This is a genomic window from Demequina sp. B12 (assembly GCF_028823635.1).
Lineage (GTDB): Bacteria > Actinomycetota > Actinomycetes > Actinomycetales > Demequinaceae > Demequina.
Genome location: NZ_JAPEHU010000001.1, coordinates 567,847 through 582,262, shown reverse-complemented (window position 1 = coordinate 582,262; position 14,416 = coordinate 567,847). Strand labels below are relative to the sequence as shown.

At 65.7% G+C, this 14,416-nt stretch carries 11 protein-coding genes; 6 read left to right on the top strand and 5 right to left on the bottom strand.

What is annotated here, in order from left to right; all coding sequences use genetic code 11:
- Positions 1-2 precede the first annotated feature (2 nt).
- The 3 genes from ON058_RS02850 to ON058_RS02840 form a co-directional block, all read right to left on the bottom strand.
- On the bottom strand, positions 3-608 hold the full coding sequence (locus ON058_RS02850) for an FHA domain-containing protein (RefSeq protein WP_274667516.1): 606 nt from the start codon (positions 606-608) through the stop codon (positions 3-5).
- Positions 609-659: 51 nt separating this feature from the next.
- Complete coding sequence (locus ON058_RS02845) at positions 660-1,289, bottom strand: hypothetical protein (RefSeq protein WP_274667515.1); 630 nt, start codon at positions 1,287-1,289, stop codon at positions 660-662.
- Positions 1,290-1,452: 163 nt separating this feature from the next.
- Positions 1,453-2,028, bottom strand: coding sequence for a hypothetical protein (locus tag ON058_RS02840; RefSeq protein ID WP_274667514.1), 576 nt, complete (start codon positions 2,026-2,028; stop codon positions 1,453-1,455).
- 96 nt (positions 2,029-2,124) lie between these two features.
- Between ON058_RS02840 and ON058_RS02835 the strand changes: the two genes are divergently transcribed.
- From ON058_RS02835 to ON058_RS02815, 5 genes are all read left to right on the top strand, one after another.
- Positions 2,125-3,243: a hypothetical protein gene (locus ON058_RS02835; RefSeq protein ID WP_274667513.1), complete on the top strand. Its 1,119-nt coding sequence runs from the start codon at positions 2,125-2,127 to the stop codon at positions 3,241-3,243.
- The gene (locus ON058_RS02830; protein WP_274667512.1) at positions 3,240-7,562 is read left to right on the top strand and encodes an FtsK/SpoIIIE domain-containing protein; all 4,323 of its coding nucleotides are present in this window, start codon (positions 3,240-3,242) and stop codon (positions 7,560-7,562) included. The genes ON058_RS02835 and ON058_RS02830 overlap by 4 nt, the downstream gene beginning before the upstream one ends.
- Positions 7,563-7,609: 47 nt before the next feature.
- Positions 7,610-8,869 (top strand): isochorismate synthase MenF, encoded by a 1,260-nt coding sequence (locus tag ON058_RS02825; RefSeq protein ID WP_274667511.1) that lies wholly within the window; start codon positions 7,610-7,612, stop codon positions 8,867-8,869.
- A 93-nt stretch (positions 8,870-8,962) separates the two neighbouring features.
- Positions 8,963-9,616, top strand: coding sequence for a bifunctional 2-polyprenyl-6-hydroxyphenol methylase/3-demethylubiquinol 3-O-methyltransferase UbiG (locus ON058_RS02820; RefSeq protein WP_274667510.1), 654 nt, complete (start codon positions 8,963-8,965; stop codon positions 9,614-9,616).
- Between the two features lie 89 nt (positions 9,617-9,705).
- On the top strand, positions 9,706-10,662 hold the full coding sequence (locus ON058_RS02815; protein ID WP_274667509.1) for a zinc-binding dehydrogenase: 957 nt from the start codon (positions 9,706-9,708) through the stop codon (positions 10,660-10,662).
- Here ON058_RS02815 and menD read toward each other — a convergent pair.
- Both menD and ON058_RS02805 read right to left on the bottom strand, forming a co-directional pair.
- Positions 10,654-12,324: a 2-succinyl-5-enolpyruvyl-6-hydroxy-3-cyclohexene-1-carboxylic-acid synthase gene (menD, locus tag ON058_RS02810; RefSeq protein ID WP_274667508.1), complete on the bottom strand. Its 1,671-nt coding sequence runs from the start codon at positions 12,322-12,324 to the stop codon at positions 10,654-10,656. The genes ON058_RS02815 and menD overlap by 9 nt on opposite strands.
- Complete coding sequence (locus ON058_RS02805) at positions 12,321-13,211, bottom strand: o-succinylbenzoate synthase (protein WP_274667507.1); 891 nt, start codon at positions 13,209-13,211, stop codon at positions 12,321-12,323. The genes menD and ON058_RS02805 overlap by 4 nt, the downstream gene beginning before the upstream one ends.
- 202 nt (positions 13,212-13,413) lie before the next feature.
- On the opposite strand from ON058_RS02805, the gene ON058_RS02800 reads away from it, so the two are divergent.
- Positions 13,414-14,343 carry a 1,4-dihydroxy-2-naphthoyl-CoA synthase gene (locus ON058_RS02800; protein WP_274667506.1) on the top strand — a complete coding sequence of 310 codons (930 nt, stop codon included), beginning with the start codon at positions 13,414-13,416 and terminating at the stop codon, positions 14,341-14,343.
- The last annotated feature ends 73 nt before the right edge of the window (positions 14,344-14,416 follow it).

The following is a 14,416-nucleotide window of genomic DNA, read 5'->3' as shown; positions in this document are numbered from 1 at the left end:
CCTCACGAGGTCGGCACCGCATCAACGCCGCGGGAACGCAGGGATACGGCCACCGGAGCGCCACCAAAGTGCACAATGTCGCCTGGCGCAACTGCGACGGGGCTCCCCGACTGGCACCACGACCACTGGCCGGCGCGCTCCAGGCGTGTGCCATTGGCGCTTCCCAAGTCCTCCACGACGAGTCCATCACCCACAACTCTCACCACGGCATGGGTCCGCGACAGGGTGCGAGTGGGGTCTTCGAGCACAAGCACGGCAGCACTAGCGTCGGCGGAGGGTCGCCTCCCAACAAACAGGTCCTTCACCACTGGCTGGGAACCCGTGCTACACGTCAGGACCCACTCCCGGTCTTCCGGAGCATTCGGCGCTACTTGTGCCGGCGGCTGCATCGGAGGTAAGGGCGCGATCACAGGCTCAGCAACCGGTTCACGCGGCTCGGGAGCGCGGGTCTGGCTAGGCACCTCGTAGCGGTCACGAGTCTCAGACTGCGAACGTGATCCCACGGCGTGCTCGTGAGTTGCTTTGCGCGCCACGATCTGGCCGCATTCAAGACAGAACATGCTGTTCGGACGCAGGTCCGAACCGCAGTACATGCAACTAGCGGCCATGAGCTCCCTCCCTGCTCAACACACGATGAGTGTTAACCCCCGTACGGGCGATCATGGTGAATCTTCCCGCTGGCAACCAGTCTTTTCTGGTGTACCGACTTCCCCCCACTCAGTGAACTCCACAGTCCCCCACCCGGACGGGTCGTCTATTTCTAGCAGGGTTGGAACCGGGTCGCCAAGTGCGCTCACTTGGAGACTGCCCACCACTGCTCCACCGGAGACCACAGAGAACAACACTTCAGCCCCTGACTCGTCCACCGTGGGGGCACCCAACTGCGCTTCCCCCAGGAGGCCTGCAAGCACCCCCTCGGGACCGTCGAGCCACTGCCATTGGGCCACCAATGGGTCGTGGGAGCTGAGACACACGCCAGCCAACTCCGAGCGGCCCAAAGCCTCGACGTACGCGTCGTTCGCGGTGAACCACACGGAGTCTCCATCCCGGGACATCTCAACCTCGTAGCCGTCCCAGCCTGCGTTACCCACGTAGGCCTGACCGGAACCGGTGAGCGAAAACGTCATGGGCGTCTCCGCCACGCTTCCGTCTTCCTGTGTCTCGACGCGCACCAGATCTCCGCGGACCTGCACGCCCGTTGACTGCGTCACCGCTTCCACAATGAGTTCCGGGGCGCTCACAGCAGGTACAGACTCGATTGCGTTGCGTCCCGAAGGCAATGGAGTCACAGGCACTGACTCCAAACCTGGCGGCACAGTAGGGCTGACGCCAGGCGCTGAAGTCCCAGCGGAGCAACTCGTCAGGATCACACTCACTAAGCCCGCTGCCAGCAGGCGCCCGCTGGACATACGCCATCCATGCGCAAGTCCCCGGAACTCAGGCGCTGCGGATCTAGGCATCGGAGACGCAAATCATGGCGCCGCCCACCGCTTGCGCATCAACTGCCGTCATGGGTACCGACTCAGGCGCGTCCTCCACCAATGGCAGCACTACAAAGCACGTGCGAGGCGTGTAGACACCCGCGCTCACAGGAATCCACGCAGAACGCCCCTGAACGAGTTGGCTGACGTCCAAAGGTGCCTCATCACCGGGATCAATCGCGTACAGCAAAGCCCCATCAACGGCGCCGCTCCAGGACAACGTCACGCTCCCGTCGTCAGCCACCACATTCAGATCAACAACAGCATCAACTTCATCCCCGCCAAAAGGGTCGAATACAAGCAAAACGCCCATAGCGATCAGCGCGAGCGCCGTTGAAACAACCGAAACAAGAAAGGCAGGATGCCGGAACCACGGCCTCGATACTCGCTGAGCGTCATCGAGTTCGGGAAAGATCCGGCGTGGTGTTTCCAAGCGAACGCGTGCTACTGCACTTTCGCCGCCTGGAAGTTGCCTGCCTTCATAGTCGTCGTAGCCAATGCTGACGCGAGCACCGGCATCACCTGGCCTGCGATTGTTCGAATCCAACGTTTCCCGCCCCCCTCATCACGTGTCCGCTACACTCGCGCGTAGTTTTGTGGCAGATTTGCTCTGCACGTCATACTAGGGGGAAACGGCATCAGCATGATTGCAGGCAGAACGGGCGTTGCGGTGGTCGGAGCTTTTGCTCTGGCATTCGCGGTCGCGGGTCCCGGCCATGCTGAACCCCATGTGATCCCAGCACACGCAACATCCGCCACGGATCCACCCCAAGACCCCATGCTGATTGAGGTTCCCTACCTTGACGGCACCCAAGTCACGGTCAATCCTGCCTGGACGCTCACGGAATGCCCCACTGTGGATCTGGACCGTCCGCTATCCATCGAATGCGACGACTCCGGTCAAATCTCCGTGAGCACGGACTACTACGACCCCGCCTTTGGCTCCGTGCCGTTCCCTGTGCAGGTCACGACCAGCGACGGCAGCCCCCGCACCTTGCCGTACCTGCTTGGTCTTGCAGCCCCGGAACCCGCAGAACCCATAGATGCCCAGTTGCCGTACCCGGCTCTCGCAGGCGGGCGAACACTCATCCCGCTCGCGGATCTTGTGGTGTCGTGCACGTACTGTGTGAACGGATTCACCGTCGACGTCGAAGGCATTGAGGGAGACACTGGCGCCCCTGCCCCCACGGTCTACGTCGCGGCTCACCACCTGGTGATCGACGCGCCAACACAAGAGGCCACTACCACCATCTCACTTGCGATCACCGACGGCAGTGGCAACCCCGGCGAGCCCTCGGAACTCACCGTCCCACTCGTCACTCGCACGGATGCCACCGCCACGGCTCTCCACTGGCTCTCCCCGGCCACGGCATCGGGCCCCATGAACGCACAGGACCTCGTCGCCGACCCGGAGGGCGCCATATGGGCAATCACGTCCTGCACCAGTGGCGTCACAGGCACGGCGACGTGCTCTCCGACAGAACTGACCTACGCAGCGGCCGATGCCGCAGAACCCCTGGCAGACCAGGTCACCGTCACGCTCACGTCAGCTAGCGGTCGAGTCGTGGTCTCATCTGTCACCTTCGTCCCGGACCTCGACGCACCCGCACTTGCGAGCGCTGCACCCGCGACCAACGAGCTCAGCCCCATCGCCACGCCACAACCTCCCACCACACGCACCGGAGCCGCGGGAGCCGACTCAGGCATCCTGACCCCACTGTGGGCCGCACTCTCCCCCTCCACCCCCAAGGAGACCCCATGACCCGTATGCGCCTCACGGCCCCATCCGCGAACGACGACGCAGAAACCACCGACTGGCTGGTGACCGTCGACGAGGGCACCACAGCGAGCGACCTCGCCTCGGCCATGGGGCTCGACGCCACCACACTCTTCACCGATCCCGAGGAGCCCCTCAGCACAACAGGTGTGCTGTCAGGAACCAACCTCACACACAGGCGCACCACGACGTCTCCTGGACAGCCACGCCTCGAAGTCGTGGGAGGCCCACTCGCCGGACACACCGTGAACCTCACCGTCGATGCACCCGTCACCCTGGGGCGAGGCATCAACTGCACGATTGTGCTGGACGACGCGTACCTCGAGCCCGAACACGCACGCCTCACCCTCCGGCGACACGGCGACACCGGCGCACTTCAACTCGAACTGGCCCCCACAGGCGACGACGCGTGCGTCGTCAACGGTGAAGCCCACGCTCCCGGCGCACCCGCGACCGTCGTACCTGCCGATGTCTTCCAATGGGGCACACACATCTTCCGGCTCGGAATCGCTCCACCATCAGACGCAGACCTCACCCAGGACGACGTTGGCGTCCGTGGATTCAACCGGCCCTCACGCATCGTCCCCCGTGGCGATGTTCCCGTCGTGACCCTCCCCGGCGACCCACCGGAAGAACAAGAACAGACACCCCTGCCATGGCTGTCCGCCATCGTTCCAGTCGTGCTGGGCGTCTCCATGGCCATCATCTTTGGACGCGCCGTCATGCTGCTGATGGCGGCAGCCTCCCCAATCATGGTCGTGGGTTCCTTCCTCACCAACCGGAAACTGGCACGCAAACGCGGCGAACGCACCGAATCGTCATGGCGCGACGAGGTTCAAGCGGCCTCCGATCGCGTCGACCAGCTCGTACGCGAACAGCGAATCCAAACCTGGTACGACCAACCCGACCCCGTTGTCATCCGTGACACCGCATGCCTACCCACGGCCCGCCTGTGGGAGCGCCGCTATGACGACCCCGACGCCCTCATGATCCGTGTGGGTGTCGCGCAACGTGACCTTCACGTCAGATACGAGGGAGGCGGCGCCTCGTTCCGCGACCGCCCCCACAGTGCTGGAGTCTCACCGCAACCGTTCTCCGTCAACGCTGCCGACGGTCCCATCGGCATCGCCGGAACCGCACACGCAACCCGGCTCGCGGCTCGCGCCGCCCTACTCTCGCTAGCAACGCTGCGCTCTCCGCGAGACTGCCAAATGGTCATGATCTGCGATGACGATCCGGACCAGTGGCAATGGACCACCTGGCTCCCCCACCTCCACGAAAGCACCCACGTGGGGGCCACCCTGGGCAACACCGACGACTCTCGCCGCGAACGCCTCCGCGAACTCGCGTCAACTTTGCACATGCGGCGGCTCGCGTCCGCACAAGGCGTAGCCGCAGGTTCACACATCTTTGTGGTGCTCGACGGTGCGCGCCGCTACCGCATGCTGCCCGGCATGGTCGAACTGCTCAAGCACGGGCACAAGCACGGCATCTACGTGATCGCGCTCGACGACGACGTATCCCGCCTCCCCGAAGAAGTCGCCACCGTCATCGACATCGACCACACCGATGCCGCCATCGCCCGTGTCCAAACGCAAGGAGAGTTCATCGCTCGCGTCCTGCTCGACGGCGCCTCGCTGGCAGTCTCCGAAGAAATCGCACGCTCGCTGTGTGGCTATCACCACATCAGCGGAATCGGCGACGACGGAGTGATGCCCACATCCGTCCGGTTCGTGGAGCTCATGGGAGTCGACCTGGACTCGGCCGCACCCGTGCTGGATCGCTGGGCCCGTACTCCCCGACAAACCTATGTCGTCATGGGCGCCGATGCTGACGGCGAGGTAGCAGTCGACCTCGCCACCGCCGGACCACACGCCCTCGTGGCAGGCACCACCGGATCAGGTAAATCCGAGTTCCTCCAAACACTCATCATCGCGCTCGCCATGGCCAACCGGCCCGATGCCCTGAACTTTGTACTCGTCGACTACAAGGGCGGATCCGCCTTCGCCGACTGCGAGCGCCTGCCACACACCGTAGGAATGGTGACCAACCTCGACGCCCGCGAAACCGAACGAGCACTCGCCTCGCTGGAAGCGGAACTCAAGCGACGCGAACGTGTCCTCAAGGACGACCTCAACGCCAAGGACGTCGACACAGCGTGGGCAAAGAACCCAGAAGCCGCGGCAAGTGCAGGGCTAGCGCGACTCGTCCTGGTGATTGACGAGTTCGCGGAACTCAAGACCGAACTACCAGACTTCATCAATGGGCTAGTCCGTATCGCCCGAGTGGGACGTTCCCTGGGCGTGCACCTGGTGCTCGCTACACAACGTCCATCAGGCGCAGTCACCCCTGAGATGCAGTCCAACATCAACCTCCGTGTTGCCCTCCGAGTCACCGACCAAGGCGACTCCTCCGACGTTCTGGGCTCCGGCGAGGCAGCGCTCATCAGCACCTCAACCCCCGGACGCGGCTACATCAAGGCAGGCGCCAACCAAGCACCCGTCGCCTTCCAGTCCGCCCGCGTCGCAGGCGTACGGCCCGGAACTGTCGTAGAAAGACGGGCCGTCACTCCTGCCGCACCGCTGGCGTGGGATCGCATCGGCTACGCCCCACGTTTTCCTTCCGCCGCGGTTGCTGACGACAACCTCGACCACGACGATACGGACCTGCGGGCACTCGTCAACGTTGTCCTCAGCGCAGCAGAGTTGGCCGGAATCCCCAAGAACCCGTCGCCATGGCTCACGCCACTCCCGGCCACCCTCACCTTGGACCACTTTGTGGGGCAGCGCCTGCCCTCAGGCTCGGTCATCCTGGGCCTCGAGGACCTCCCCGACGACCAGCGCCAAGCACCCCGGCTGTGGCACGTCGCAGACGACTCGCATCTCCTCATCGCGGGTGGAGCCCGGTCGGGACGCACCACGGCGATGCGATCAATCCTTCTGCAGTTGATCCAACGCTTCACCCCACAAGACCTCCACCTCTACGCGATCGACTACGGCAACGGCGCCCTCCTACCGTTCTCGACGGCGCCCCACACTGGCGCCGTTGTCCCCGGTCTCGACAACGCACGCATCACCCGTCTCCTGGACCGCATCCTCAAAGAACTGACGCGACGCCAGAACGTGTTGTCGACTGCCGGGGTCAGCTCCATCAGCGAGCAGCGGGCAAACGCAGCCACACCAGAGGAACGACTCCCCCAAATCGTGCTCGCCATCGACGGTTGGGAACGCGCCTCCGCCACCATGGGCGCCGACGAAATGACCGCGCTACGCGACTCCATCATGCGGATCGTCCGCGAAGGCCCCTCTGCAGGAGTCGCACTCGTCATGACAGGAGACCGAGGTCTCCCCGCTGATCGCATCGCAGCCGCCGTGAGCAGCATGTACGTGCTGCCACTGCGGGACGTGTCCGACTACCGCGCCGCCGGCATCATGATCCGGGAACTGCCAGAAAACCTCCCCCCAGGGCGGGCAATGCACGGACCGCAAGGCGCAGAGATGCAGTTCACGTGCCCCACTCCTGACACCTCAGGAGAAGCCCAGCACAGGCACGTCAACGCCGTAGTCGCTACCGTCGCCGAGCACTGGGCCACCCTGGACCCCCGCCACTCACCCATGCGCGTCGACGTCCTTCCCCCACGCATCGGCCTGTCTGAAGCACTCGCGCTACCAGTGCGATCACACTGCGACCCGGCAGGACCGGTACTGGCGGTCGGAGGAGACGAGCTCTCCCAGTTCACCATCCCCGTCGGGAACTCCCAACACTTCATGGTGGTCGGAGACCAAGGAACCGGAAAGAGCACCGCGCTCGCAGCCCTCTGCGCCCAGTTCGCCCACGGCGACGTTCCAGTCCTGGCCGTCGCAACGCGCGAGTCCATGCTGGCTGAGGTTGCCGCCGCAGCTGGAGTGCCCGTCGTCACCGACCCCCAAACGGACGCAGACCGGCTTGGCACACCTCCCGCCGGCCACTCCGTTGTCATCATTGACGACGCCGACCACATCCGGGACACCCCGCTCGAACAAGCACTCATGCTCGACAAGGGAAACCGCACGTACATCACCTCAGCCCGCCCGGGCTACGTGGCAACAGCGTTCGCTGGACCCGTCGCCGAAGGCAAGAAAGCAGCCCGCGGCCTGATCCTGCAACCATCGTCGAGTCTGCTCGGTACCCAAATCTTGAGCCAATCCATCCCCAAGTCCATGGTGGGACGTGGCAGTGCCGGAGAAGGCGCCCTCTATCTAGACGGCAACTACTACGGGGTCCGCGTACCTCAGCCCGAATCCCCCACCACCAACACCCAGTAACTGCCTACGCACCAGCACACCCATCAACCCCACGTAGGCTTGTACAGGTGAGTGTCCAAGCCGCCACGCCCGGTCCCCTGACTGTGCGCACCATCGAAGTCGACCCGCCCAGTGACCTCCTGGCGGTTCTGCCCCACGGGGGCATGTCATGGGTGCGCAGGGGCGAAGGCATGGTCGCGTGGGGAGAGGTCGCACGGCTGGACACCACGGGAGCGTCCCGCATCGACGAGGCCGACGCCTGGTGGCGCCGCATCTCCCGTCACGCGGTAGTGCGTGACGACGTCCAAGCCCCAGGAACCGGACTCATCGCGTTCGGGTCGTTCGCCTTCGCGGACTCGTCAGCCGCAGGTGGCGCCCTCGTCATCCCCCGGTACGTCCTGGGCGTCCGTGGAGACGATGCGTGGCTCACCGTGATCTCCGAAGACGGACACAGCGCCGTCCCCACCCTCGCGGAAGCAACAGCAGGCGTCACCCCTGCCGGGCCGATGCCGCACGTCAGCATCGAGCCCGGCGACCGTGCCGCTTGGGGTGAAGCTGTCACGCATGCGGTGACACGCATCGGCGCTGGCGAGTTGGACAAAGTGGTGTTGGCGCGCGCCGTCCACGCCACCGCCAACTCCCCCATTGACGTGCGGCCCGTACTGACACGCCTGGCGCAGGACTACGAAACCTGTTGGACGTTCCACGTCGACGGACTCGTAGGCGCGACCCCGGAACTGTTGGCCCGCGTAGACCACGGCCTCGTCACATCCCGCGTACTCGCCGGCACCATCCGCCCCACCGGCGACGAAACCGCAGACCTCGCCCACGCTGCCGCACTCGCCCGGTCCTCAAAAGACCTCGAAGAACACGAGTACGCCGTCCAATCCGTCACCCAAGTCCTCACCACCCATTGCGGATCCGTGAACGTACCCGACGCGCCCTCCGTCCTCCACCTCCCCAACGTCATGCACCTCGCCACCGACGTCACCGGAGTCCTCAGCCACAACGCGTCCGCGCTCGAACTGATCCGGGAACTCCACCCCTCTGCGGCCGTCTGCGGCACCCCCACCCTCACCGCAGCAAGCGTGATCGACGAGCTCGAAGGCCTGGACCGCGGACGCTACGCCGGCCCCGTGGGATGGATCAACGCCGCAGGCGACGGCGAATGGTGCATTGGTCTACGCTCCGCAGAAATCAACACCAACGACCCCACCCGGCTACGCCTCTTCGCCGGTTGCGGAATCGTCGCCGCATCCGAACCCGACTCCGAATGGGCCGAGTCAGAAGCAAAACTCGAACCCATGCGCCGGGCGCTCAGCGCGTAGTACGCCACTCAGCCAGCGCATCGGCCCGTTCCCAGGCACAATCAGAAACAACACCGCCGCAACCGGACTGCAACCAGGACAAGGGGACGTTTCATGTCGCACCACCACCCCGAACACCAGGCCACACCTCCCATGAAGGACTTCTCGCGTGAGTCGTGGGAGGAGCGCTACCGGTCCCGTGACGCGATGTGGAGCGGACGTCCCAACGCCCAACTCGTGACGGAACTGGAAACCGTGGAGCCTGCACATGCGCTGGACGTGGGATGCGGTGAGGGGGCCGATGCCGTGTGGCTGGCCCAGAACGGGTGGCAGGTCACGGCGGTGGACCTGTCTGCCACCGCGATCGAACGCGCCACCGCACACGCCACCGCCGCGGGAGTGGACGCCCATATTGAGTTCACTGACGCGGACCTCGACCAGGTGATCGCGAACCGCGGCCCGTGGAATCTGGTGTCCAGCCAGTACACCCATCCGGAACAAGGCAGCCGGTGGCTTGTGTCCACCCTTGCGGAAGCCGTCGCTCCCGGTGGAATGCTGCTGATCGTGGGCCACCACCCCACCGACCCCCACGCCGCCGAACACCCCGACCTGCAACGGGCCGCTTTCAGTGCAGAAGACGTCGCCGACGTCCTGTCGCGGGACGCCTGGGAAGTGTCCGCGACGCTACGCGAACGCACCTCCTATGAAGCGGACGGCCGCGAGCGCCTGTGGCGTGACTCGGTGTTGGTGGCCCGCCGCCACGGCTAACCGCCGGTCACGGTGTGCGAAATGTTCCACCCCTGACCAGCGCCAAAGGTCCCAGGTGCGCCGTGCGAGGCGTTGCTACCGTCCCGACCATGACCGACACCACCTGGGCGTACCGCCTCACCGCTCCCTTCCAGTTCGAGCGTGTTGAGGTCCCCGTGCCGTCCACGGCCGGGCCCGGCGAGCTGCTGGTGGAACTCACCGCTGGTGCAGTGTGCGGCTCCGACCTTCCGTTCGCTCGCGGAGCGCTGGTACCTGCCGGCGGTGCCGGACAGCCAGGACGGCCGATGCACGAGGTCGTGGGCATTGTGCGTGCCAGTGAGCACAGCGACTTTGCGCCTGGCGATGAGGTGGTCGGATGGGCTTCCAACTGGGATGCACTGCGTGGCTTTTTTGTGACTCACGGGTCGCAGGTGGCGAAGGTGCGCACCAGCACTACTGCGCCACTCGCCACCGTCGCTCAGTCGGTGGCGTGCCTGATGACGGTGTTCGACCGCTTGGGTCCGTTGGACGGCCGCTCGGTTGGCATCATTGGCGTGGGCCCGTTCGGTCTGATGACGTCCATCCTCGCCAAGCACTTTGGGGCAGGCCGCATCACGGGCGTGGACCCGCTCGACCGCCGTGCCGACGCCGAAGGCCTCCCCTTCGACGGACTGCTGCGTCTCAACTCCCGCGTGTGGGCAGAAGACATCACTGACGCGGACCGTCCCGACATTGTGATCGAAATGGTGGGCCACCAGCCCTCCACCGTCGCCGACGGTATGAACGCCGTCGCTAAGGGAGGCACCGTCCTCGCATTCGGTGTGCCGGACGACGACTGGTACGCCCTGCCCATGCGCAGCTTCTTCCGCCGCAACGGCACCCTCATCACAGGCGTCACCACCCACCACCGCGACACCCTGGAACGCGCGCAGGACTACCTGATCGACAACCCGTGGTTCGCGGAACGCATCGTCACCGACGTGGTGCCCATCGAGAACGTGGGCGACGCTTTCCACGCCGCCTGCCACCCCAAGCCGGGTCAGCGCAAGATCGTCCTGTCAGTGTGACTTGAGGCGCGCCTCCACCACTTCCATCGCCACCGGTGGAGCAGCGAGGGCCTTCGCCAAGGCATCGGCGTTCTTCACCAGCCGGTACCCCACGCCATAGCCCGCACACAGGCTCGCCAAGTCCGCACCATGCGGCGTGGTGAACACCCGCTCCACATTCGCGGCGGGCGCAGCAGCATGCTCCAAACCACCAAAAATGGTGCCGCCACCATCGTTGACCACCACGATCCGTAGCCGGGGCCGCTGCTCGCGCGGACCAATGAGCAGTCCCCCCACATCGTGCACAAACGTCACATCACCCATGAGTGCCTGCGTGGGCTTCCCCACTGCCAGCGCCACTCCCACAGCCGTCGACACCGTGCCATCAATGCCCGCCAGGCCACGGTTCGCGATCAACGTCACCCCAGCATCGGCGTCCTGAAGCGGACCCAACCGGTCAAGCGCACGGATCGACCCTGACGAGCCAATCAACGCCACGTCACCCGGCGCCAACGACTCCATGAACGCTCGCGCCACCGCACGCCGGCCCCACACCGGAACCTCCACCTGCAACGCCGCCGCAGCATCACGCCACTGCCGCAACCATGCCGAATCCCCCAAGTTCAGCTGACCACCATCGCTCGTCAGCCACGCCGCAGGAACCCTATGCAACACCCGCTGCGCATGCCGCGGAGCCTCCCGCCAGCGCGCCCCATGAGCCGCCACCATCAACGCCGGTGCACGCGCGATCAACGCCTGCACTGCACGCGACAACGTAGGCCGCCCGATCACGACTACCTGATGGACCCGGTCCGCAAGATCCTGCCCCGCACGCGTCCCCAACAACTCCAGATACGGGCCGATGCACGCCTCACCCCCACGCGCACCCGACGTGGGCTCCGCCAACAGCGGCCACCCATGCGCCTCAGCGACCTGACGGGCCACCTCACCCGCACCATCGCCCGCGATCACCACGCCACGCTCCACCACGGGCAACGGCTCCGGCTCCGCCACCACCGGCACGCCATACGTGCCCTGCGACGGCACCGGATCCACCAACGGCGGGTCATCCCACACACCATTGTCAGGCCCCAAGGGATCCCGGAACGCGAGATCCAGATGCACTGCACCCGGCGTGCCCGTCATGTCATCGCGGGCAGGATCACCCAACGCCACCGCCACCGCACGAGTCGCCAACCGGGCAGCACGCCCCGGCTCATCCCCCTCTGCCGGTGCAGCAGCCGTCGCATCCCACCGCACAAACGTGCCAAAAATCCCCGACTGATCCGTAGTCTGGTTCGCCCCCACACCACGCAACTCACCAGGACGGTCAGCCGTCAACAAAATCAACGGCACACCCGTGTGGTGCGCCTCCATCACCGCCGGAAGCAAGTTCCCCACCGCAGTGCCAGACGTCGTCACCACCGCCACCGCACGCGGCTGCCCCAAAGCCTGCGCGCCACGCGCCAAACCCAACGCCACAAACGCCGCCGACCGTTCATCAATCCGCACATGCAGATTCACTCGCGGCGCACCCAACGGCGGATTGTCCGCACCCGCCTCCGCCAACGCATGCGCCAACGGACCCGAACGCGACCCCGGACACAACACAAAGTCCCGCACCCCACGCTCAGCCAGCGTGGCCACCAACTCCCGCGCAAACGGGGCCGACGGGTTACTCACACGATCACCTCAAGCTCACCAGCGGCCATCACGCCACCCACCGGCAGCCACGTCCGCGCCACCGTATCCGTTGCCAACAACGCCCCGGTCCCCAACCCACACGCTAACGGTTCACGCGGCAACGCTCTCGCTAACGCCACGCCAGCCGCCAACCCCACCGACGACTCCATCGCACTCGACACCACCACAGGACGGTCGCCGATGCTGTCAACAATCTCCAGCGCCCGCCGCACCCCACCCAACGGCTGTGCCTTGAGGATAAAGACGTCCGCGGCATCGGCTCTCACCACGTGGTCCGCGGTGCCGGGAATCCTGATGGACTCGTCGGCAGCGATCGGCACGTCGACGCGGCGCCGCAGGAGCGCCAGGTCACCCACGGACTCCACGGGCTGCTCCGCATACTGCAAGCCCGGGCCACCAGCGCTGCGTGCAGCCGCATCCAAAGCGCGCAAGGAACGGACGGCCTCATCAACATCCCAGCCACCATTGACATCGACCCGGATCGCACCTGCTGGGCCGAGCGCATCCGCCACCGCCTCCACACGCGCAATGTCCTGCGCGAGGTCCGAGCCTCCCCCCACCTTCACCTTGGCCGTGGTGCAGCCATTGCGCGTCGCATAGTCGCGCGCCTGGTCCGGCCCCACAAGAGGGACGATGCTGTTGACAGCCACACTCGCGCGCACCGGATCCGGCCACTCCCCCCGGGCGGCCTCCATGGCGGCACGCCACCAGCGGCCCGCACGCTCCGCGTCATAGTCAGGGAACGGGCTGTACTCGCCCCAATGCCGGTTGCCGTGTGCATCCGCGCTGCTGATCAGCACCCCGCTGCGCCGCGTGGTCGCACGAAAACGCGTCAGGAGCTCAACAGTGAACGGACGAAACTCCATGGCTCAAGACTACGGCGGCCCGCCACATCGGCCCGCGCTCCCCCACATCGGTTCGGCCCGCGCTCCCCCACATCGGTTTGACACAAGCCTGGGGCTGAAGTGTCGAGTGCGGCAGTTGTGACTGTCTAAAGCGGCGCATCGGCCCCATGCGCCACAGTGGTGTGCCAAACCGAAGGCAGCAGTGGCCGACTACCCTGGCCACATGAGCATTCCCTCCCAGGTTTCGGACACGTTCGACCCGCAGCAGTGGCGTTCCATCGACGGGTTCCCCGACGGCGACATCACGTACCACCGCTGGGTGCAGCGCGACGGAGACACCACGCGCGACCTGCCCGCCGTGCGCATCGCGTTCAACCGGCCGGAGGTGCGCAACGCGTTCCGCCCCCAAACGGTCGACGAGCTGTACCGCGCCCTGGACCACGCCCGCATGACCTCGGACGTTGCTGCCGTGATCCTGACCGGCAACGGCCCCGCACCCAAGGACGGCGTGTGGGCGTTCTGCTCCGGGGGCGACCAGCGCATTCGCGGGCGTGACGGCTACCTGTACGAAGGCTCCGCCGAAGACGCCCCCGCGCACGGCGGCCGCCTTCACATTCTGGAAGTCCAGCGCCTCATGCGCACCATGCCCAAGGTCACCATCGCGGCCGTCAACGGGTGGGCGGCCGGTGGCGGGCACAGCCTCAACGTGGTCGCTGACCTTTCGATCGCGTCGCTCGAACACGCACGGTTCAAGCAGACGGATGCGAATGTGGGGTCGTTCGACGCCGGCTACGGATCTGCGTTGCTGGCCCGGCAGGTGGGCGACAAGAAGGCCCGCGAGATTTTCTTCCTGGCCCGCGAATACTCAGGGGCCGATGCCGCAGCCTGGGGCGTCGTCAACGAGGCAGTGCCGCACGCGGAGCTGGAGAGCACGGCTCTGGAGTACGCGAAGACCATCGCCACCAAGTCGCCGCAAGCGATCCGGATGCTGAAGTTCGCGTTCAACCTTGCAGACGACGGGCTTGCTGGCCAGCAGGTGTTCGCCGGTGAGGCGACCCGAATGGCGTATATGACGGATGAGGCGCAAGAGGGTCGCGATGCGTTCCTCCAGCGACGGGACCCGGATTGGACGCAGTTCCCGTACGCGTTCTAACGATCCGACCAACCAAGAACTACGGCCAGGACCACAAAGCCCCCTGACCCCCGCCGAGTTTATACGGCCAGGG

Bases quoted from the DNA above. Each gene is read 5' to 3' on its own strand.
- ON058_RS02850 (WP_274667516.1), bottom strand. From the start codon at position 608: ATGGCCGCTAGTTGCATGTACTGCGGTTCGGACCTGCGTCCGAACAGC.
- ON058_RS02820 (WP_274667510.1), top strand. From the start codon at position 8,963: ATGTCGCACCACCACCCCGAACACCAGGCCACACCTCCCATGAAGGAC.
- ON058_RS02835 (WP_274667513.1), top strand. From the start codon at position 2,125: ATGATTGCAGGCAGAACGGGCGTTGCGGTGGTCGGAGCTTTTGCTCTG.
- ON058_RS02815 (WP_274667509.1), top strand. From the start codon at position 9,706: ATGACCGACACCACCTGGGCGTACCGCCTCACCGCTCCCTTCCAGTTC.
- ON058_RS02805 (WP_274667507.1), bottom strand. From the start codon at position 13,211: ATGGAGTTTCGTCCGTTCACTGTTGAGCTCCTGACGCGTTTTCGTGCG.
- ON058_RS02800 (WP_274667506.1), top strand. From the start codon at position 13,414: ATGAGCATTCCCTCCCAGGTTTCGGACACGTTCGACCCGCAGCAGTGG.
- ON058_RS02830 (WP_274667512.1), top strand. From the start codon at position 3,240: ATGACCCGTATGCGCCTCACGGCCCCATCCGCGAACGACGACGCAGAA.